Genomic DNA, 20,589 nt, shown 5'->3' with positions numbered 1-20,589 from the left:
AACCGGCCGCCAGTCTAACAGCCGCGGTCGGGCGCCCCCGGCGCGCGTCCGAGGGTCACGCGGTCGCGCTGCTCGAGATCACGCGCGGTCTCCACATCACCAAGCCCTGCCGCTTTGAACAGCGCGCGCACCGCCTCGCCTTGCGCCAGACCGTGCTCGACCAGCAGCCAGCCGCCGGGGCGCAGGTGCGCACAGGCACCACCGGCCAGTACGCGGATCGCATCGAGGCCGTCATCGCCGGAGACCAGTGCGGTCGGCGGTTCGAAGCGCAGGTCGCCACGGGCCAGATGCGGATCGTCCGCCTCGATGTACGGCGGGTTGCTGACCAGCACATCGAAGCGCCGATCCGCGAGCGGCGCGTACCAGTCGCCAGCCAGGAACGTCACGCGCGCCAGCCCCAGTTCGGCGGCATTGGCACGCGCGACGGCGAGTGCGTCCTCGCTCAAGTCGGTCGCAATCACCTCGACGTCCGGGCGCTCGACCGCAAGCGCGAGCGCGACCGCGCCGCTGCCGGTGCCCAGGTCGGCCACCGCCGCGTCAGGCCCGGCCGGCAGCCGCGCCAACGTCAGCTCGACCAGCCGCTCGGTCTCGGGCCGGGGAATCAGCGTCGCTCGCGACACCGCCAAATCAAACCGCCAGAAGCCGCGGCGTCCGATCAGGTAGGCGACCGGCTCACCGGCAGCGCGGCGCGCCACCAGCGCGTCGAAGCGCGCGGCCAGTGCCGGCTCAATCGGGTCGTCGCCATGCGCGAACAACCAGCTGTGCGGACGCCCGACGGCATGCGCGAGCAGCCAGCGAGCATCGGTGGCGTCGATGCGCGATGCAGCGGCACGCAGCACCGCATCGAGTCGGAGAGAAGGCGTATCCATGGCTTCACATCGTAGCGGCGCGGGCGTCGGGCATGGTGGTCGCCTTCTCGCTCGAGCGACCGCTGATGCCTTCTGCCTTGCGCATCTGCCTTGCGGCGCTGTTCGCGCTCACGCTGTCCGCCTGCCAGAGCGCGTTCTTCGCAGTGGTCAACCGACACAGCGACCGACCCGCTGTCAGCGCCGTATACGACGCCGACCGTGGACTGTCGCTCGACCTCTACCGCCCGGCCGCGCCGGTCAGCGGCGCCGCCGTCGTGGTGTTCTTCTACGGCGGTTCGTGGCGGCGTGGCAACCGCGCGCAGTACCGCTTCGTCGGCAGCCGGTTGGCGCAGCACGGCATCGTCGCGATCGTCGCCGACTACCGGACGTTTCCGGCCGCCGGTTTTCCCGATTTCGTCGGCGACGCGGCACGGGCGGTGCGCTGGACCCGCGACCACGCACAGGCCTATGGCGGCGATCCTCGACGGCTGTTTGTCGCCGGGCACTCGGCCGGCGCGCAGATCGCGGCGCTGTTGGGCACCGATGCACGTCATCTGGCCGCGGTCGGCATGGCGCCGCGCGATCTGGCCGGGGTGATCGGCCTGGCTGGCCCCTACGATTTCGCAATCGACTCGCACCTGGCGACGGTGTTCGGGCCGCGCACGCAATGGCCGGACGCGATGCCGCTGCGGTTCGTCGATGGTGACGAGCCGCCGTTCCTGTTGGTGCACGGCGATGCCGACCGCACCGTCGATGTGGACGAGAGCCGGCGCCTGGACGCGGCGCTACGCAGTCACGGCGAGGCCTCGACGCTGCTGATCCTGCCCGGCGCGCATCATTTCGCGCCCGCGGCGGCGTTCTACAACCCAGCGCGGGCCCCGACGGTATTGCCTGCGGTGCTGGACTTCGTGTCGTCGACGCGGCGCGCAGGCGCCGAACAAGGCCCGGATCCCCATCGGGCTGTGCCCGGTGCGCGGGCAAGATAAGCGTTCTATTCCCGAGCGCAGGGCCCGGAGTTGCCTCTTCGGATGGGCAGCCGCTTGCCGGCCGGAAGCCGCTCTCCCCTCGGCAAGGCCGCTGCGCGGTCCGGCCACGCAAGCACTGATGGCGCTCGCCTGCCTTGACGCCCCCCTTCGCAAAACCGGGGTCAGAGTGTATTTTCGCCTCGCGAAATTGCACTCTGACCCCGGTTTTAGACTCCGGTTTTATGCTGACTGACCGAGCCGGGGAGCAGTCCTGAACGCGCTGGGGCCGACGGCGCGCGACTTCTTCAAGCGGGCGACTCAACGTACATCCGAAGTCGGGTTGCAAGCGGTCATAGCAGCTGACTGGTGGCCGGTGACCGCGTCAAGCGCGCCATGGGTGAGCCCACTTTAGCTTGTGCGGCATGCCGCGCGAGTGGGCGAACGCCCGGCGCGCTGCGCCGGGCCGGACCGATCCGCGAAGCGGAGCGGGTGCACGCCCCTATCAAGGCAGGGAGAGCATGGATGGTGTGCGCAACATTGCCGCGCATCGATGTGAGCGCCACGCGCGCTTCGCGTGGCCGGACCGCGCAGCGGCCTTGCCGAGGGGAGAGCGGTTTCCGGCCGGCAGGCGGCTGCCCATCCGGAGTAAGGCCCGTCCTCTCACTTGCAGACAGACAAAATGAAGGCGGCCGAAGCCGCCTTCAAAGATTCCGTGACACGTGTGGGAGGGAGGTACGGACACGGAATGGGGTGTGCGGCCTGGACCGCCTGGGCGGGTCACCGGTGTTGCGTCGACCAGCCCCTTGCGCCTGATATTGCTGCAGTGCAGCAGCGATTGCAAGCGATTTCAGAGAGGCATTCGCCGAATCCACAACCGATAGCCTGAACCTATCGATAGGATTCGACTTATCGATTTTACATATCGATAGACCAGGCCTAACCTATGCCCAGCCGGTCTCTCCGGCCGCCGGCCAGCCACGGCCGCACCCTCTTCACCCAAGGAGTTTCCATGTCCCTCATCAACACCGAAATCAAGCCGTTCAAGGCCACTGCGTTCCAGAACGGCGAGTTCGTCGAAGTCAGCAACGAGAGCCTGAAGGGCAAGTGGTCGGTGCTGATCTTCATGCCGGCCGCCTTCACCTTCAATTGCCCGACCGAGGTCGAGGACGCCGCCGAGCATTACGCCGAGTTCCAGAAGGCCGGCGCCGAGGTCTACATCGTCACCACCGACACGCACTTCTCGCACAAGGTGTGGCACGAGACCTCGCCTGCCGTCGGCAAGGCGCAGTTCCCGCTGGTCGGCGACCCGACCCACCAGCTGACCCGCGCGTTCGGCGTGCACATCGAGGAAGAAGGCCTCGCGCTGCGTGGCACATTCATCATCAATCCCGAAGGCGTGATCAAGACGCTGGAGATCCACGACAACGCCATCGCCCGCGACGTCACCGAGACCCTGCGCAAGCTCAAGGCCGCGCAGTACGTCGCCGCCCATCCGAACGAGGTCTGCCCGGCCAAGTGGAAGGAAGGCGAGAAGACGCTGGCACCGTCGCTGGATCTGGTCGGCAAGATCTGATCTGCGAACCGGCCGCGGCGTGTGCCGCGGCCGCCTCCATCCCCGCTTCGGGGATGGAGGCGAACCGGAACCCGTGCGTGCGCGGTTTCCGGTTCGCCTCCCTCCCGCCGTCCGATGCGCCGTCATGGCACGTCGCGTACCGCCCCACCCTGCCTCCAGGAGCCGACCATGTTGGAAGCCGACCTCAAAGCCCAGCTCAAGGGCTACCTGGCCCGCGCCGTGCGCCCGATCCACATCGTGGCCTCGCTCGACGACAGCCCCAAGTCCGCCGAGCTGCGCAGCCTGCTCGATGACCTCGCCGAAGCCAGCGATCGCATCACGATCGACCTGGGCGGCGACGATGCGCGACGCCCGTCGTTCGCGCTGACCTCCCCCGGTCACGACATCTCGCTGCGCTTCGCCGGCCTGCCGATGGGACATGAGTTCACCTCGCTGGTGCTGGCGCTGCTGCAGGTCGGCGGCCACCCGTCGAAGGCTGCGCAGGAGACGCTCGAGCAGGTCGCCGCGCTCGAAGGCGAGTACCTGTTCGAGACCTACTACTCGCTGTCGTGCCAGAACTGCCCGGACGTGGTGCAGGCGCTGAATCTGGCGGCGGTGCTCAATCCGCGCATCCGCCACGTGGCCATCGACGGCGCATTGTTCCAGGACGAGGTCGAGGCACGCGAGATCATGTCGGTGCCGACCGTATTCCTCAACGGCGAGAAGTTCGATCAGGGCCGGATGACGCTCGAGCAGATCGTTGCCAAGCTCGACACCGGCGCGGCAAAACGCGAGGCCGCGAAGATCGCCGACAAGGCGCCGTTCGAGGTCCTGGTCGTGGGTGGCGGCCCGGCCGGCGCGGCCGCGGCGATCTACGCTGCGCGCAAGGGCATCCGCACCGGCATCGCCGCCGAGCGTTTCGGCGGCCAGGTGCTCGACACGATGGCGATCGAGAATTTCATTTCGGTCAAAGAGACCGAGGGCCCGAAGCTCGCCGCTGCGCTCGAGCAGCACGTGCGCGAGTACGAGGTCGACATCATGAACCTGCAGCGCGGCACGCGGCTGGTGCCGGCCGTCGACGACGGGCTGATCGAGGTGCAGTTGGAGAACGGCGCGTCGCTGCGCTCGCGGACCGTGGTGCTGGCCACCGGCGCACGCTGGCGGCAGATGAACGTGCCGGGCGAGGATCAGTACCGCAACAAGGGCGTGGCCTACTGCCCGCATTGCGACGGGCCGCTGTTCAAGGGCAAGCGCGTGGCGGTGATCGGCGGCGGTAACTCCGGCGTCGAGGCCGCGATCGACCTGGCCGGCATCGTCGCCCACGTCACGCTGATCGAGTTCGACGCGCAGCTGCGCGCCGACGAGGTGCTGCAGCGCAAGCTGCGCAGTCTGGCGAACGTACGCATCGTCACCAGCGCGCAGACGACCGAGGTGCTCGGCGACGGCAGTCGGGTCAACGGCCTGGTGTATCGCGATCGCGTCGGCGGCGGCGATCACCGCGTCGAGCTCGAGGGCGTGTTCGTGCAGATCGGCCTGCTGCCCAACACCGAGTGGTTGAAGGGCGTGGTCGAGTTGAGCCCGCGCGGCGAGATCGTCGTCGATGCCCGCGGCCAGACCAGCGTGCCGGGCGTGTTCGCCGCTGGCGATGTGACCACGGTGCCCTACAAGCAGATCGTCATCGCGATGGGCGAAGGCTCGAAGGCGGCACTGAGCGCGTTCGACCACCTGATCCGGCACTCCGCGCCGGCACCGCAGGCGGCGGCCGCCTGAGCATGGGCGCGCCCGCAGACCATGCGACCTGCCTGGTCGTCGCAGTGCGGCGACCGGGCAGCGCGTCGGCGCGCGGCCACCGGAGCGCGCAGCGATGAACCTGCGGGATCTGCGCTACTTCGTCGCATTGGCCGAGCATCGGCATTTCGGCCGCGCCGCGGCCAGTTGCTTTGTCAGCCAGCCAACGCTGTCGACGCAGATCCGCAAGCTGGAAGAGGAACTGGGCGTGGCGCTGGTCGAGCGTGCGCCGCGCAAGGTCATGCTGACCCCGACCGGCCAGCAGATCGCCGAGCGCGCGCGGCGGATCGTCGCCGACATCGAACAGATGAAAGACGTCGCGCGGCGCAGTGCCGATCCCGAGGCCGGCTCGATCCGGCTCGGCGTGTTTCCCACGCTCGGGCCCTATCTGCTCCCGCACGCCGTGCCGCTGGTACGCGCAAGGTTCCCCGAGCTCGAACTGCTGCTGATCGAGGAGAAGAGCGACGTGCTGTTGTCGCGGCTGCACGACGGCCGGCTCGACGCGGCGATCCTTGCGTTGCCGCTCGACGACGAGCAACTGCACACCCAGTTCCTGTTCGAGGAGCCGTTCGTGCTCGCAGTCTCCGACCGCCATCCGCTGGCCGCGCAGAACCAGTTGGACCTGCCGGCCCTGTCGCAGCAGAAGCTGTTGCTGCTCGAGGACGGCCACTGCATGCGCGAGCAGGCACTGGACGTGTGCCGGTTGTCGGGCGCCGCCGAGCATGCCGAGTTCCGCGCCACGAGCCTGGAGACGCTGCGTCAGATGGTCGCCGCGAACGTCGGCGTGACCCTGCTGCCGGTGCTCGCGACCAAACCGCCGGTGGCGCCGTCGCCGCATCTGCACCTGCTCGACTTCAGCGATACCCGTCCGACGCGGCGGATCGCGATGGTGTGGCGCCGCAGTTCGGCGATGCACGATTTCCTGCTGCGGCTGGCCGAGGCGCTGCGCGCGCTGCCGGCCGGCCTGCTCGACCCGACGGCGGCGCGCGCCGCCTGAGCCGGACTCGTACAGGCGCCGCTACAGCGCCACGCCCACCGGGCAGGCGACGCCGGTGCCACCCAGCCCGCAGTAGCCGCCAGGGTGCTTGTGCAGGTACTGCTGGTGCTCGTCCTCGGCGTAGTAGAACGTCGGCGCAGGCGGCCCCACCAGCTCAGTGGTGATCGCCGGATAGCCCGCGGCCTGCAGCCGCGCCTGATAGGCATCACGGCTGCGCACCGCCAACGCATGCTGGTCGGCGGTGCTGCAGTAGATCGCCGAGCGGTACTGGGTACCGACGTCGTTGCCCTGGCGCATGCCCTGGGTGGGATCGTGGCCTTCCCAGAACAGCTGCAGCAGATGTTCGAAGGCGACCTGGGCCGGGTCGTAGACCACCAGCACGACCTCGGCATGGCCGGTCTGGCCCGAGCACACCTCGCGATAGGTGGGGTTGGGGGTGAGCCCACCGGCGTAGCCGACCGCCGTCGTCACCACGCCTGGCAACGACCAGAACTTGCGCTCCGCGCCCCAGAAGCAGCCCATGCCGAACTGCACCTGCTCAAGACCTGCGAACGCATCGCGCAGCGGCCGGCCGTGCACGGCATGCGCGTTGTGCAGCGGCAGCGGTGTGTCGCGGCCGGGCAGCGCGTCCTGCGCCCGCGGCAGGCGCTGCTTCCACGCTCCGATTCCCAGCATCGTCGAATCCTCCTGCGGATGCGGCCGGTCGCCGCTCCTCATGGATGCGGCATACCGACCCAGGGTTCAAGGGCGCTGCGGCGGCGATGCCCGCGCACGATCGCGGCCCTTCAGCCCGGCGAGGAAGATGCCGGCCAGCGTGCACGCCAGCCCCAGCCATTCCCGCGGCAACGTCGGCCGCTGCAGCACCACCAGGTCGAGCACGAACGCGCACACCGGCTGGGCGAGCAACAACAGGCCCACCAGCGCGACCGGCAACTGCTGCATCGCCCGCGAGATCAGCATCCAGCTCAGGCAGTGCCCCAGCCCGGCCAGCACCAGCAGCCAGGCCAGGGCGCGCCAGCTCGGGATCGCGAACGACACGCCCTCCGCCCAGCCCGCCAGCCCCAGCAGCACCGCGCACAGCAGCGATACCAGCGCCAACACCTGTGCGATCGGCGCGGCCCGCAGCGGCGCCAGCCGCTGTCCGGCGCGTTGCACCTGGCGCAAGCCGACGTTGTAGACCGCGTAGCACAGGCCGGTGCCCAGCCCCAGCCACACGCCCCAGCGATAGTCGGCCGGCAGCGTGGCCCAGTCTGCGCCGAGCAGCAGCCATAGGCCAAGAAACGCGAGCGCGATGCCGCCCAGAAAGCGCGGTCCGAGCCGTTCACCGAACAGCACCATCCCGGCGAGCGCCATGAAGAACACCTGCGCATTGGCCAGCAGCGTCGCCAGGCCGGGGCCGATCAGCAGGATGCTGCGATGCCACAGCCATAGGTCGGCCGCGAACGCGGCGGCAGGCAACAGCGCCAGCCACCACAGCCGCGCGGGAATCGGACGCCAATCGCGGCGCAGCGCGACCCAGAGCGTCAGCAGCGCGCCGGCGAACAGCATGCGGTAGAACGCCGAGATCGTCGGCGGCGTACCGGCCAGGCGCACCATCAGGCCATTGCTGCCGATCAGCACGGCGCCGACCAACATGCTCGCAAGTGCGGCGCGGCCGGCAGGAACGTCGTGCATGGCACCGATCCAACAATGGGGGAGCGGCAGCGTAGCAGCGCCCTGCTCCCGGCCGGCACCTCAGGCGAAGACCGCCGGCGCCATCCGGACGCGATTCCTGCCCTCGTGCTTGGCGGCGTAGAGCGCCTTGTCGGCGCGCGCCAGCGTCTCGGCGGCGGTGCGCTCGCCGCGGCGTCGGGTCGCGATGCCGATGCTGACCGACAGCCCGACGCGCGCGCCCTCGTGCCGGACATCGACCTCCTCGACCGCCATGCGCATGCGCTCGCCGATGACCCGGGCCCGGGCGCCCTCCAGGCCCGGCAGCACGACGATGAACTCCTCGCCGCCATAGCGGCCGAACACCGCGCCGTCGCTCAACGCCCCCTGCAGCGCGGCGGCGACCCGGCGCAGGCAGTCGTCGCCGCAGGCATGGCCGTAGCGGTCGTTGACCGACTTGAAGTGATCCAGGTCGACGAACAGCACCGAGACCGGCCGTTCGTCGCGCACCGCGTCGGCGAAGATCCGCGCCACCCATTGGTCGAGCATGCGGCGGTTCATGGTGCCGGTCAGCGCGTCCATTTCGGCCGAGCGGCGCAGCTTGAGCGCGGCCGCCGCCTGGTCGACGTGTTGCTGCACCAGCCGCAGCAGTTCGGCGATCAGCGCCATGTCCTCAGGCAAGAACCCGGCGTCGCCGGCGCGGCGCATCACCAGCACGCCCCAGACCGGCGTGCGCATCTGCAGCGGCACCCACGCCTCGATCGCCGGCCCGCGCCCCTCTTCCGGCGCAGGTTGTTGGGTCGCCACCCCGGCGACGGCCAGCCGGCGCATGGCCTGCTCGCGCGAGGCCAGGCTGCGTTCGACGCGCGCAGCCACCCCGGCCGGCTCGACGAAGACCTGATCCACACCGAGATAGCCGCGCAGCATCACCGCACACGACTCGGCAGGCACCAGCGGCATCAAGTGCTCGACCAGCAAGCGGAAGCCGCACGCCGGCAGGTCGCCCGCGTCCAGGCCATCGAGCTGGGCCTGCAGGGCCGCCGACAGATTCGCGCGGGCAGCCTCCCTTCGCATGCGGCGCTCGGTCTCCAGCCGCGCGATCCGGTCGCGGTCGCGCTGATCGCGGTAGTCGCCGATCCGCTGCACCAAAGCCAGGCCCAACACCAGCACGAACGCCACCGCGCCGCCCTGATAGCCCAGGTGGACGAGCGGGACGTCGGCGGCGAGCCCGTGTCGGACCAGGGCGGCCCAAGCGCCGGCGACGACCGGCACCAAGGCGGTCACCAGCAACCAGCCGGACAGGGCGACGCCGCGGCGTACGCCATCGACCAGCATCGCCAGTCCGGCGATCCCCGCCAGCAGCCAGCCGTAGGCGGTGATGCGTTCCATGACGGCATCGAGCGCCGGCAAGCGCAGGGCGCAGACCGCGGCCAGCGCCGTCAGCACACCCCCCAGCACGCGGACGATGGCCACCAGACGGTCGCGCCGTCCGGGCATCGCGTAGGCGCGCACCAGCGACAGCCAGACGGCCGCATACAGCAGCGCGAGTGCCGAGACGCCCTGCTCGCGCCACGCCCCCAGCAGCGACGCGCCGGGCAATCCGTACAGATGGCCATTGCGTGCCTGCAGCAGCAGCACCAGCACCACCACATAGCCGAAGAAGCCCACGAACAGGCGGTCGCGCGAGGCGTGCGCCAGCGCCAGCGCCATCGCCGCCAGCGCCAACAGGCCGCCATAGACCGCACCGGCCAGCGCGACGCCCGAGCGCTCGATCCGCCGCACGTCGACGGCGCGGGCCAGCACCGGCCGCATCGTCGCCGGAAGCGGCCGATCGGCATGCAGGGTCAGTTCCACCGGGCCTTGCCACTCCGGCAGCACGAAGCCGTAGCCGGTCGGCAACATGCCCTCGTCATCGCCGACCTGGAAGAAGCCGCGCAGCTCGCTGCGCCAACCATCGGCCGCACGCAACTGCAGCCCCTCGACCATCTCGCGGGGAAACCACAGCGCCCAGCGCCCGCCGGCGGCATCGCCGCTCGGCAGCGTGAAGCGCAGGCGCGCCTGCGCCCCGGGGGCCGCATCGGGCGCCGCATCGGGCGCCGGCACCAGGATCTCGACCGCGCGGCGCTCGCCCGGCCGCAACTGGGTGGAGGCGACCAGCGCGACGAACAGGCCCAGCAATAGCAGCAGGCAGCCGGCAAGCACCCAACCGTGGCCGGGAATTGCACGCGCACGTTCGCTGCTCATCATCGGCGGGCCCTTTCGCACACGCCGGCGTTCGGCCGACACGTCGTCGCCCACACGCCGCCCGCGCGCGTTCTCGCTGTCGCGCTGCATCCTGCTCCTTCCCGTCGGAAATCCGTACTCCGTCACAACATTATGTCACCCGCGGTCACAGAAGCGCGTCCTCCTGGGCCGAGCCGGCCACCGCCGGCGCTGCCGAGCGGTCCGCTACACTGCGCAGTTCATTCCGCATCTCCCGAGCCATCCGCCCCATGTCCGCAGGTCCGATCGAATCCGCCGCCCCGCCCACCGATGTCGCCGCTCCGGTGCGCCAGGACTTCATCCGGCAGATCGTCCGCGAGGACCTCGCCAGCGGCCGCCACAGCACGGTCCGGACCCGTTTCCCGCCCGAGCCCAACGGCTATCTGCATATCGGCCACGCCAAGGCGATCTGCCTGGATTTCGGCATCGCCGACGAGTTCGGCGGGCGATGCAATCTGCGCTTCGACGACACCAACCCCGAGAAGGAAGACCTGGCGTTCGTGCGCGCGATCGAGGACGACGTCCGCTGGCTGGGCTTCGACTGGGCCGAACTGCGCCACGCCTCGGACTATTTCGAGGTCTATTACCTGGCCGCCGAGAAGCTCATCGCGCAGGGCGATGCGTTCGTCTGCGACCTGACTGCCGAGCAGGTCCGCGCGTACCGCGGCACGCTGACCGAGCCGGGCCGGAACTCGCCGTTCCGCGACCGCAGCGTGGACGAAAACCTCGACCTGTTCCGGCGCATGCGCGCCGGCGAGTTCGCCGACGGCACACGCACGTTGCGCGCGAAGATCGACATGGCCAGCGGCAACATGAACCTGCGCGACCCGGCGCTGTACCGGATCAAGCACCTCGCCCACCAGAACACCGGCGATGCCTGGCCGATCTATCCGATGTACGACTATGCGCACGCGCTGGGCGATGCGGTGGAAGGCATCACCCATTCGCTGTGCACGCTGGAATTCGAGGACCATCGCCCGCTGTACGACTGGGTCGTGGACCGGGTCGACCTGGCCGCACATCCCGAACTGCTCGCATCCTTGAGCGCACGCGGCCTCCCGGTGGTGGCCGGCAAGCCGCGCCAGATCGAGTTCTCGCGCCTGAACATCAACTACACCGTGATGAGCAAGCGCAAGCTCACCCAGTTGGTCGCTGACGGCCTGGTCGACGGTTGGGACGACCCGCGCATGTACACCCTGCAGGGGCTGCGCCGCCGCGGCTACACGCCGTCGAGCCTGCGGTTGCTGGTCGACCGGGTGGGCATCAGCAAGCAGAACTCGGTAATCGACTTCTCGGTGCTCGAAGGTGCACTGCGCGACGACCTCGATGCGCGCGCGCCGCGGCGCATGGCGGTGATCGACCCGCTCAAGCTGGTGCTGACCAATCTGCCCGAGGGCCATGCCGAAACGTTGACCTTCCCCAACCATCCCAAGGACGAGGCGCAGGGCACGCGCGAGGTGCCGTTCTCGCGGCAGCTGTGGATCGAGCGCGAGGATTTCGCCGAAGTGCCGCCCAAGGGCTGGAAGCGACTGGTGCCCGGTGGCGAGGTGCGCCTGCGCGGCGCTGGCATCGTGCGCGTCGACGGGGTGATCAAGGACGCCGACGGTGCGATCGTCGAGTTGCGCGGCACGCTCGATCCCGAGTCGCGGCCCGGCATGGACGGCGCCAACCGCAAGGTCAAGGGCACGATCCACTGGGTCAGTGCGGCGCATGCGGTCGAAGCCGAGGTGCGACTTTACGACCGCCTGTTCGTCGTCGAAAAGCCCGACGACGAATCCACCGGCAAGACCTACCGCGACCATCTCAACCCTGATTCCAAGCGCAGCACCACCGGCTACGTGGAGCCGGCCGCCGCGCAGGCCGCGCCCGAGCAGGCGTTCCAGTTCGAGCGGCTGGGCTACTTCGTCGCCGACCGCTACGACCACGCCAGCGACAAACCGGTGTTCAACCGCAGCGTCACCTTGCGCGACGTCTGGACATCGGCCAAGACCGGCGGCTGATGGTCGGGACGTGTCGATGCGCGCCCGCCGTGCGCGCTCGACACGCCACCGGGGCCAGAGCGGTACCATCGCGCCGATGAATCATTTGCGCGCCCTGCTGTTCGGCCTCTGCGCCCTCGTGTCGGTCCTCGTGCTCGGTGCCTGTGCCGCGCCGCAGGCACCGAGCACGCCGCCGGCAGGCGTGCCCGCCGGCGCGCCGCCGGCGCTGTCGGTCGGGGCCGGCAACCCGCTCGCCCCCGACACCGGCTGCAACGTCGATGCCGACTGCGCGATCAAGAATGTCGGCAACTGCTGCGGCGTCTACCCGGCCTGCGTCCATCGCGACGCCGCGGTCGATCCGCAGGCCGTCGCAGCCGACTGCGCCGCGCGCGGCCTGGCCTCGGTCTGCGGCTTCCGCGAGATCGAGGCCTGCCGCTGCGTCTCCAACCGCTGCGAAGCGGCGCCGATGCGCGTGCACACGCGCTGACCGCGGCTTCGCCGCCTGGCTTCTTCCAAGGTATCTGCAATGCTGTACGCACAAGTCCACCTCACCCTGCCCGCCTGGGTCCACGAGCATGTCGACACGGCGCGCGCCTATCCCGGCGACGAGGCCAAGGTCGCGCTCGCGATCGCGCTGTCGCGGCGCAATGTCGAGGCCGCCAGCGGTGGTCCGTTCGGTGCCGCGGTCTTCGACGGCCAGGACCGCATCATCGCGGTCGGCGTGAACCGGGTGATGCCGCACACCTGCTCGGTCGCCCACGCCGAGACGATGGCCTACATGCTGGCGCAGCAACGGCTGCAGACGCCGCGGCTCAACGATCGCATCGGCCCGGTGACGCTTGCGACCTCCTCGCAGCCCTGCTGCATGTGCTACGGCGCCACGGTGTGGGCCGGCATCGACCGGCTGCTGATCGGCGCGCGCGCCGAGGACGTCGAGGCGCTGACCCCATTCGATGAAGGCCCGCTGCCAGACGACTGGGTCGGCGCCCTGACCGGGCGGGGCATTGCGGTCGTACGCGACCTGTTGCGCGACGAGGCCTGCACGGTGCTGCGCACCTACGGCGAATCCGAAGGAGCGAAGTACTGACATGCACGACATCGACCCGGTCCAGCCGGACCTCGACACCGCGCCGCCGGTCAGCGGCCTGCTGTGCTACTGCCGCCCCGGCTTCGAATCCGATCTCGCCGCGGAGCTGACCGAGCGCGCGGCCGGCGTCCACGTCGCCGGCTATGCGCAGGCCAGGCGCGGCGACGGCTACGTGCTGTTCCATTCCGACAACGGCCCGGCCCTGACTCACGAACTGCCGTTCCGCGAACTGATCTTCGCGCGCCAGAAGCTGATGCTGCTGGCGGAGCTGCGCGATCTGGACCCGAGCGACCGGATCACGCCGATCTTCGAGGCGCTGGCGGGCCGCGGACGTCATGGCGAACTGATCGTCGAGCATCCCGACTCCGACGACGGCAAGCAGCTCGCCGGCCTGGCGCGTAGCTTCGGCAACGCGCTGCGTCCGGCGCTGCGCAAGCGCGGCTTCCTGAGTCAGAAGGACGAGGCGCGCTTCCCGCGCCTGCATGTCTTCTTCGTCAGCGGTACCCACGCGTTCATCGCGCAATCGGTCGTCGGCGACAGCGCCCCGTGGGCGATGGGCATCCCGCGCCTGCGCACGCACACCGAAGCACCGTCGCGCTCGGCGCTGAAGCTCGAAGAGGCCTTCATGACCTTGTTGACGGAGCGCGAGCGCAACGCCCGCATCAAGCCCGGCATGCGCGCGGTCGATCTGGGCGCAGCCCCCGGCGGCTGGACCTGGGTACTGACGCGCGAGCACATGCGGGTGGTCGCAGTCGACAACGGGCCGATGCAGGCCGACCTGCTCGACACCGGCCTGGTCGACCACCACCGCGTCGACGGCTTCCGCTACCAGCCCGTCGGCCCGGTCGACTGGCTGGTGTGCGACATGGTCGAACAGCCGCGCCGCGTAGCCGAACGCATGGCCACCTGGTTCCGCGAGGGCTGGTGCCGGCACGCGATCTTCAATCTCAAGCTGCCGATGAAGAAGCGCTGGCAGGAAACACTGCTGGCGCTGGACCTGTTCGCCAACAACGCCGGCGAGCACGCGACGCTGACGCTGCGCGCCCGCCAGCTCTACCACGACCGCGAAGAGATCACGGTCTACGCCAGCGTCGAGTAGACGCGCACCGGAGGACACCCCATGGCCGCAGGCTGGATCACCGCCGTCGCCCCCTACCTGCCCGAGATCGTGCGGCTGGCACGGCCGATCTTCACCCGCACGCCGCCCCAGGCCGACCTCGGCCAGCAGCGGCGGCTCGATGTGATCGACGCGCAGATCGGCGAACTGCAGGACGCGGCGAGCCAGAACGCCGACTCGATCGCCAAGCTCGCCGCCGACATGCAGAAGACCATCGAGGTGCTGCAACTGGGCGCCGAGCGCCTGGAGCGCCGGCTGGTGCTGTCCAACCGGCTGGCCGTGGCCGCCGCGACCGCCGCGGCGCTGGCCTTCGCGCTCGCCGCCTACGCACTGGCCCGGTGACGTCCCCGAGCGCGTGATTGCGCGCTCACCGCGTTGACGGATACTGCGCGCCGACCTTCCTTTTTCGGCGTCCTGGCGATGGCCTTTAGCCTGCTGACCCTGCTCGACGACATCGCCACCGTGCTCGACGACGTCGCGTTGATGACCAAGGTCGCCGCGCGCAAGACCGCAGGCGTGCTCGGCGACGATCTAGCGCTCAACGCGCAGCAGGTCACCGGGGTGCAGGCCGATCGCGAACTGCCGGTGGTCTGGGCGGTCGCCAAGGGCTCGGCGCGCAACAAGCTGATCCTGGTGCCCGGCGCGCTGGCGATCAGCGCCTGGCTGCCGTGGCTGGTCACCCCGCTGTTGATGGCCGGCGGGCTGTTCCTGTGCTACGAGGGCTTCGAGAAGGTCCTGCACAAGCTCGTGCACCGCGCGCGCGACGATGCCGACAAACCCGCACGGACCGCGGCACTGGCCGCGGCCGATGTCGATCCGGTGGCGTTCGAGCGCGAGAAGATCCGCGGCGCGGTGCGCACCGACCTGATCCTGTCGGCCGAAATCATCGCGATCGCCCTGGGCACGGTCGCCGGTCAGCCGTTCGCGACCCAGTTGGGCGTGCTCGTCGGCATCTCGGCGCTGGTGACCGCCGGGGTCTACGGCCTGGTCGCGGGCATCGTCAAGCTCGACGACGCCGGCCTGGCGCTGACCCGCCGCACCTCGGCAGCGGCGCAGGCGGCAGGCCGCGCGATCCTGCGCGCCGCGCCCTGGTTGATGAAGGGCCTGGCGATCGTCGGCACCGCGGCGATGTTCCTGGTCGGTGGCGGCATCATCACCCACGCCTTCCACGACCTGTCGACCTGGATCAAAGAAGCGGCGACCGGCCTGGGCGCATTGCCGACCGTCGGAACCGTGCTCGGCGCGTTGGTGCCAACGCTGATCAACGCAGTCGTAGGTGTGGTCGCCGGCGGTTTGGCGGTCGCGGTGATGTCGGGCATCCGCCGCCTGCGGACGGGCAAGGCGCACGCCCCGGCGGACTGACGCGACAACGGGTATCGCCCAGTCAGCAGCGCATGACCGCCCAGGCGCCCCAGACCCAGATGCCCGCGACCCAGATCGCCAGCATCGCGACGATCGCCAGCAGCATCCCGAAGGCGACCACGGCGGCCCGCCGCCCGCGGAGCCTGCGGAACGTCATCCAGGGCACCGCACTGCCGACGACGACCGCCAGCACGAGGCAGGCGCCCCCGAGAAACACGAACAGGCCCGCGTCGTCGCTGATCGCAGGACATTGCTGCAGCGCGCGCGCAGGCCCCGCGCCCAGCCACGCGGCCGCGCAGGTCGCCGTCCGCAGGCAGGCGACGCCGCGCCGGCTCAGCGACCGGCGGCGCGCGCCCACAGCAGCTTGCGCAGCGGCGGCAGCGCCTGCGCGATGCCCAGCGCATGGCTGCGCAGCAGCGTCGGTGCCAGCGCGTCGGTCGAATAGACGCGGTTGATGGTGTCGAACGCGTAGGCCGCGACGGTGTTGTCGCTGCGCCGGGTACGTGCCCAGCGCGCCAGCCGGTGCGGCGCGTCCCAGACCGCGCCACGGCGGCGGGCCTGCGCCACCGTCTCCGCCAGGCCGGCCACATCGCGCAGTCCCAGATTCACGCCCTGCCCGGCCAACGGATGGACCACATGCGCGGCATCGCCGACCACCAGCACGCGCCCGGCGTGCTGGCTGTCGACCAATTGGCGACGCAGCGGAAACGCCGCCCGCGCCGAGACCGGCGTCAGCCGCCCGAAGCGCCCTTCCGCGGCGCGCGTCAGCGCGTCGGCGAACGCGGCATCGTCCAGGCTGCGCACGCGCGCGGCCTCGTCGGCCGGCAAGGTCCAGACGATCGAACAGCTGCCGTCGCCGCAGGGCAGCAGCGCCAGCGGGCCGGTCGGCAGGAAGCGCTGCCAGGCCGTGTCCTCGTGCGGCTGCTCGCCGCGCACATATCCCACCACGCCGCTCTGGCCGTAGTCGTGGGCCTGCGCACCGATCCCGGCCAGGCGGCGAAGTGCCGAGCCGGCGCCGTCGGCGGCGATCGCCAATCGCGCCTCGATCCGGGGGCCGTCGGCCAGCCGCAGCGCGACCGAGCCTGCGGCCGTGTCCAGCGCCTCGACCGTCGCCGGGCTGCGCACCTCGACCCCGGCTGCGGCCAGCCGCGCCCAGAGCCGATCCACCAGCAGACCGTGCTCGATGATCCAGCCCAGCTCGCGCATGCCCAGCGTATCGGCGTCGAAGACCAGTTCGCTGCCACCGCCAGCGTCCCAGACCCGCATGCGCCGGTAGGGATGCGCGCGTGCGGCGCGCACCGCGTCCCAAGCGCCGACCTGCGCCAGCAGCCGCGCGTTGTCGTGCGCGAATGCATAGACGCGCAGGTCCGGGTCGGCCGGCGTCCAGCCGGCCGGCGGCCTGGCCTCGACCAGCACCACGTCCAGGTCCTGGCCGGCGAGCGCCAGCGCACAGGCCGCGCCGACCACACCACCGCCGACGACCACGACGTCGCGGACGCCGCGCCGGCTCATGCTCTGGCCCCTCGGCACAGCGCCGGCACGTCGCCGCGGTAGCCCATTGCGCCGCCGGCGAGCATCGCCTGCAGGCCGCGATCGGCATTGAGCGCCAGCAGCCCGGCACTGCGCAGCGGGCGCAGCAGCGGCGACGGGTTGGCGGTCAGCCGCGCCAGGCCGTCGGAGAAGGCCAGCGTGCGTGTGCGGTCCTCATGCCGGCGCGCCGCCCAGGCCGCCAGCAACGCCGGCGCGCCGGGATCGCCGCCGTCGGCGACCAGTTCGGCCAGGGTCAGCGCATCGCGCAGCCCGAGGTTGAAGCCCTGCGCGCCGATCGGATGCAGCGTCTGCGCCGCATTGCCGACCAGCACCGCGCGTGCGGCGGTGGTGCGCTCGGCGACGACACGGCGCAGCGGGTAGCGGCTCCGCGGGCCGACGGCGTCGAACCGGCCCGCGCGCCAGCCGAATGCCGTTTGCACGCGGGTCAGGAACGCAGCGTCGTCGAGGGCGGCGACCGCGTCGGCGGCGTCACGATCGACGCCGTGCACCAGACCGTAGTGGCGATCTCCACGCGGCAGCAGCGCGGTCGGGCCGGCGTCGGTCAGGCGTTCGAACGCGCTGCCGTCCGGCGCCCGCGCCGTGCGCAGTCGCGCGACGAACAGGTCCTGGCAATAGTCGTGCGCCTGGGTGTCGATGCCCAATGCCGCGCGGACGGCGGACGCCGTGCCATCGGCGGCAACGACCAGGGCCGCGCCGATCCGCTGCTCGCCTTCACTGCCCGCGATGCGCGCGATGCGCCGGCCGTCGATCTCCGGCTCCAGCCCGACGAAACGCGCGGGCCGATAGCGGATCAGACGCGACAGCTCGCCCAGCCGCGACTCCAGCGCCTGACCGAAATCGCGTGCGACGACGACCTGCCCGAACTGCTCGCGACCGTAGTCGGCGGCGTCCAGCCGCAGACGGCCGAAATCGCCCTGGCGGCTGACATGGATGCGGCGGATCGGGCCCGGCGGCATCTGCAGTTTCTGCAGCACGCCCAGCGCGGTCAGCGCGTTGACCGTGGCCTCGGCGAAGCTGAGATTCCGCTCGTCGAACACCGCCGGCATCGACTCGGGCGGCGTCGCCTCGACCAGCCCGGTGTCGACGCCGGCGCGATCGAGTGCGATCGCCAGACTGGCACCGACCAGCCCGCCACCGACGATCAGGACCTGATGTGCATGGTTCATGGCGTGATGATAAGCGTTCGGCCCGGTATGCCGTGCCACGCCGCCTGACCGACGCTCCGATAGAATGCCCGTCTCATCCGTCTCCGCCGGGAGCCGCAGCATGTCCGCCACCGCCCGCCGCGCCACGATCCTCGCCTCGCTGGCCCTGCTGATGGCCGCAACCCGCGTGCACCATTTCGCAGCGGTTCCCGATGCCTCCTGGGCGGTGTTCTTCCTCGGCGGCCTCTACTTGCGGCCTTGGACACGTCTGGCATTTCCGGCGCTGATGGTCCTGGCGGTGGCGATCGATGCCCTCGTCATCCAGGCCCAGGGCCTGTCGTTCTGGCAGCACTACTGCGTATCGCCGGCCTATTGGTGCCTGATCCCGGCGCATTTCGCGCTGTGGATGGGCGGGGCCTGGCTACGCGGATACCGCGGTGGACGTGCCGCTGTGGCGCTAGCCAGGTTCGCAGCCGCGCTGATCGTGTCGGTCGCGCTCTGCCACCTGGTGGCGCAAGGCAGCTTCTACTGGATCAGCGATAGCGTCATGGCGCCGACCCTGGCCGGCTGGTGGAAGAACTACACCGACTGGTTGCCGGCCTATTTGTGGACGACCACCCTCTATGTCGGTGCCGCAATCATGGCCCACCTGGTGCTGGCGCGCGTCGTGCCGCGGTCCGCGACGGCCCGCGCGCTGGGCGCCGACTGAGCACGCGATGGGCCATCGCCTCTCCAGGATCTACACCCGCACCGGCGACGATGGCTCGACCGGCCTGGGCGACGGCAGCCGGACCGGCAAGGACGCGCTGCGGGTAACGGCCTACGGTACTGTCGACGAGGCGAATTCGGCCCTCGGCCTGCTGCTCGCCACGCCGCTGCCCGAGGACGTGCGCGCGCTGCTGACCGCGCTCCAGCACCGGCTGTTCGACCTGGGCGGCGAGCTGTGCATCCCCGGCCACGCCGCGATCGAGGATGCGGACGTCGCGGACCTGGAGGCGCAGTTGGACCGCCACAACGCCGCATTGCCGCCGCTGCGCGACTTCATCCTGCCCGGCGGCGGCGAGGCTGCGGCGCGCTGCCATCTCGTCCGCACTATCGTGCGCCGCGCCGAGCGCGAGGCCGTCGCGCTGTCGCGCGTGGAGACGGTCCGGCCGCAGGCGCTGCGCTACCTCAACCGCCTGTCCGACCTGCTGTTCGTGCTGGCCCGGGTGCTCGCCCGCGGCGACGGCCACGGCGAGGTGCTGTGGCAGCCCCGGCGGCGCGCCTGACATGCACCATCCGATCGGCTTCGGCGGCGACGACCGGCAGGTGCCGGTGTTCTCGCACGCCGCTTGCCTCGACCACGACACCGGCCCCGACCACGCCGAGCGGCCGCAGCGGCTGGCCGCGGTGATCGAGGCGCTGCGGGCCGCGTTCCCCGACCTCGATCTGCGCCAGGCCCCGGCCGCCACCCGGGGGCAACTGCTGCGGGTGCACGACGAGACCCTGCTGCAGACGGTGCTCGAATCGCAGCCGACCGGACGCATCCCGCTGGACGCCGACACCGTACTGTCGCCCGGCTCGGCGCAGGCCGCGCTGCATGCTGCTGGCGCGGGCGTCGCCGCGGTCGATCTGGTCTGCAACGGCGAGCTGCGCCGGGCGTTCTGCGCCGTGCGCCCGCCCGGCCACCACGCCACCGCCGACATCGCGATGGGCTTTTGCCTATTCAACAACATCGCCGTCGCCGCGGCCCATGCGCTGGAGCGCTACGGGCTGATGCGGGTGTCGATCGTCGATTTCGACGTGCACCACGGCAACGGCACCCAGGCGATCTTCGAGCAGGAGCCGCGGGTGCAGTACCTGAGCTCGCACCAGTTGCCGCTGTTCCCCGATACCGGCCTGCGCCGCGAGCGGGGGGTCGGCAACATCGTCAACATCCCGCTGGCGCCAGGCACCGGTAGTGCCCGCTTCTGCGAGGCCTGGCGGGAGCGGATCCTGCCGGAGATCGACGCGTTCGCCCCCCAACTGGTGCTGGTGTCGGCCGGCTTCGACGCCCATCGCCTCGATCCGCTGGCCCAACTCGAGCTCGAGGCCGAGGACTTCGCCTGGCTGACCCGCGAACTGGTCGTGCTGGCCGACCGCCATGCCGAGGGGCGCCTGGTGTCGATGCTCGAGGGCGGCTACGACCTGCAGGCCCTGCGCGAGTGCGCCGTCGCGCACCTTCAGGCCCTGACCAGCTGAGCGCCCGGCCGCGCCGGCGGACGTGAACGGAAGGCCGAGGGGCTGCATTGCCGCTGCACAAGGGAT

General features: G+C 70.7%; 20 protein-coding genes. 13 read left to right on the top strand and 7 right to left on the bottom strand.

Annotated elements, in window-relative coordinates:
- Window positions 1-14: 14 nt before the first annotated feature.
- The gene (gene prmC, locus MNO14_RS03640; RefSeq protein ID WP_241945430.1) at window positions 15-869 is read right to left on the bottom strand and encodes a peptide chain release factor N(5)-glutamine methyltransferase; all 855 of its coding nucleotides are present in this window, start codon (window positions 867-869) and stop codon (window positions 15-17) included.
- A 65-nt stretch (window positions 870-934) separates the two neighbouring features.
- Here prmC and MNO14_RS03635 point away from each other — a divergent pair, with 65 nt between their 5' ends.
- The 4 genes from MNO14_RS03635 (at window position 935) to MNO14_RS03620 (ending at window position 6,150) form a co-directional block, all read left to right on the top strand.
- Window positions 935-1,834, top strand: coding sequence for an alpha/beta hydrolase (locus tag MNO14_RS03635; RefSeq protein ID WP_241945429.1), 900 nt, complete (start codon window positions 935-937; stop codon window positions 1,832-1,834).
- Between the two features lie 988 nt (window positions 1,835-2,822).
- A complete protein-coding gene (gene ahpC / locus MNO14_RS03630; protein ID WP_183427488.1) occupies window positions 2,823-3,386 on the top strand; it encodes an alkyl hydroperoxide reductase subunit C in 564 nt (187 codons plus the stop codon).
- Between the two features lie 168 nt (window positions 3,387-3,554).
- Complete coding sequence (gene ahpF, locus MNO14_RS03625) at window positions 3,555-5,135, top strand: alkyl hydroperoxide reductase subunit F (RefSeq protein WP_241945428.1); 1,581 nt, start codon at window positions 3,555-3,557, stop codon at window positions 5,133-5,135.
- A gap of 94 nt (window positions 5,136-5,229) precedes the next feature.
- Window positions 5,230-6,150: a LysR substrate-binding domain-containing protein gene (locus MNO14_RS03620; protein ID WP_241945427.1), complete on the top strand. Its 921-nt coding sequence runs from the start codon at window positions 5,230-5,232 to the stop codon at window positions 6,148-6,150.
- A gap of 21 nt (window positions 6,151-6,171) precedes the next feature.
- Here the strand turns inward: MNO14_RS03620 and msrA are convergent, their stop codons facing one another.
- From msrA to MNO14_RS03605, 3 genes are all read right to left on the bottom strand, one after another.
- Window positions 6,172-6,825 (bottom strand): peptide-methionine (S)-S-oxide reductase MsrA, encoded by a 654-nt coding sequence (gene msrA, locus MNO14_RS03615; RefSeq protein WP_241945426.1) that lies wholly within the window; start codon window positions 6,823-6,825, stop codon window positions 6,172-6,174.
- 66 nt (window positions 6,826-6,891) lie between these two features.
- Entirely contained in the window at window positions 6,892-7,824 is a 933-nt protein-coding gene (locus MNO14_RS03610) for a DMT family transporter (protein WP_241945425.1), read from the bottom strand.
- Window positions 7,825-7,884: 60 nt separating this feature from the next.
- The gene (locus MNO14_RS03605) at window positions 7,885-10,044 is read right to left on the bottom strand and encodes a GGDEF domain-containing protein (RefSeq protein ID WP_241945424.1); all 2,160 of its coding nucleotides are present in this window, start codon (window positions 10,042-10,044) and stop codon (window positions 7,885-7,887) included.
- Window positions 10,045-10,292: 248 nt separating this feature from the next.
- On the opposite strand from MNO14_RS03605, the gene MNO14_RS03600 reads away from it, so the two are divergent.
- From MNO14_RS03600 to MNO14_RS03575, 6 genes are all read left to right on the top strand, one after another.
- Entirely contained in the window at window positions 10,293-12,062 is a 1,770-nt protein-coding gene (locus tag MNO14_RS03600; RefSeq protein WP_241945423.1) for a glutamine--tRNA ligase/YqeY domain fusion protein, read from the top strand.
- A gap of 76 nt (window positions 12,063-12,138) precedes the next feature.
- On the top strand, window positions 12,139-12,528 hold the full coding sequence (locus MNO14_RS03595) for a hypothetical protein (protein WP_241945422.1): 390 nt from the start codon (window positions 12,139-12,141) through the stop codon (window positions 12,526-12,528).
- Between the two features lie 39 nt (window positions 12,529-12,567).
- On the top strand, window positions 12,568-13,128 hold the full coding sequence (locus MNO14_RS03590) for a nucleoside deaminase (protein ID WP_241945421.1): 561 nt from the start codon (window positions 12,568-12,570) through the stop codon (window positions 13,126-13,128).
- Window position 13,129: 1 nt separating this feature from the next.
- Entirely contained in the window at window positions 13,130-14,227 is a 1,098-nt protein-coding gene (gene rlmM / locus MNO14_RS03585) for a 23S rRNA (cytidine(2498)-2'-O)-methyltransferase RlmM (RefSeq protein ID WP_241945420.1), read from the top strand.
- A gap of 21 nt (window positions 14,228-14,248) precedes the next feature.
- Window positions 14,249-14,587, top strand: a complete 339-nt coding sequence (locus tag MNO14_RS03580) for a hypothetical protein (RefSeq protein WP_241945419.1) — start codon at window positions 14,249-14,251, stop codon at window positions 14,585-14,587.
- A 78-nt stretch (window positions 14,588-14,665) separates the two neighbouring features.
- Window positions 14,666-15,607, top strand: coding sequence for a DUF808 domain-containing protein (locus tag MNO14_RS03575; RefSeq protein ID WP_241945418.1), 942 nt, complete (start codon window positions 14,666-14,668; stop codon window positions 15,605-15,607).
- 22 nt (window positions 15,608-15,629) lie between these two features.
- Here the strand turns inward: MNO14_RS03575 and MNO14_RS03570 are convergent, their stop codons facing one another.
- From MNO14_RS03570 to ubiH, 3 genes are read right to left on the bottom strand one after another with little or no spacing between them, the layout of a single operon-like run.
- Complete coding sequence (locus MNO14_RS03570) at window positions 15,630-15,965, bottom strand: hypothetical protein (RefSeq protein ID WP_241945417.1); 336 nt, start codon at window positions 15,963-15,965, stop codon at window positions 15,630-15,632.
- A complete protein-coding gene (locus MNO14_RS03565) occupies window positions 15,941-17,119 on the bottom strand; it encodes an FAD-dependent oxidoreductase (protein WP_241945416.1) in 1,179 nt (392 codons plus the stop codon). The genes MNO14_RS03570 and MNO14_RS03565 overlap by 25 nt, the downstream gene beginning before the upstream one ends.
- The gene (gene ubiH / locus MNO14_RS03560) at window positions 17,116-18,324 is read right to left on the bottom strand and encodes a 2-octaprenyl-6-methoxyphenyl hydroxylase (protein ID WP_241945415.1); all 1,209 of its coding nucleotides are present in this window, start codon (window positions 18,322-18,324) and stop codon (window positions 17,116-17,118) included. The genes MNO14_RS03565 and ubiH overlap by 4 nt, the downstream gene beginning before the upstream one ends.
- A gap of 100 nt (window positions 18,325-18,424) precedes the next feature.
- Between ubiH and MNO14_RS03555 the strand changes: the two genes are divergently transcribed.
- From MNO14_RS03555 to MNO14_RS03545, 3 genes are read left to right on the top strand one after another with little or no spacing between them, the layout of a single operon-like run.
- Complete coding sequence (locus MNO14_RS03555) at window positions 18,425-19,012, top strand: hypothetical protein (RefSeq protein WP_241945414.1); 588 nt, start codon at window positions 18,425-18,427, stop codon at window positions 19,010-19,012.
- A gap of 7 nt (window positions 19,013-19,019) precedes the next feature.
- Window positions 19,020-19,571 carry a cob(I)yrinic acid a,c-diamide adenosyltransferase gene (locus MNO14_RS03550; protein ID WP_241945413.1) on the top strand — a complete coding sequence of 184 codons (552 nt, stop codon included), beginning with the start codon at window positions 19,020-19,022 and terminating at the stop codon, window positions 19,569-19,571.
- Window positions 19,572-19,611: 40 nt separating this feature from the next.
- Entirely contained in the window at window positions 19,612-20,523 is a 912-nt protein-coding gene (locus MNO14_RS03545) for a histone deacetylase family protein (protein WP_241946248.1), read from the top strand.
- Window positions 20,524-20,589 lie beyond the last annotated feature (66 nt).

Source organism: Luteimonas sp. S4-F44, from assembly GCF_022637415.1.
In the GTDB taxonomy this organism is placed as follows: domain Bacteria; phylum Pseudomonadota; class Gammaproteobacteria; order Xanthomonadales; family Xanthomonadaceae; genus Luteimonas.
Note: the sequence above shows the minus strand (reverse complement) of the source record. Positions and strands in the feature narration are given on the sequence as shown.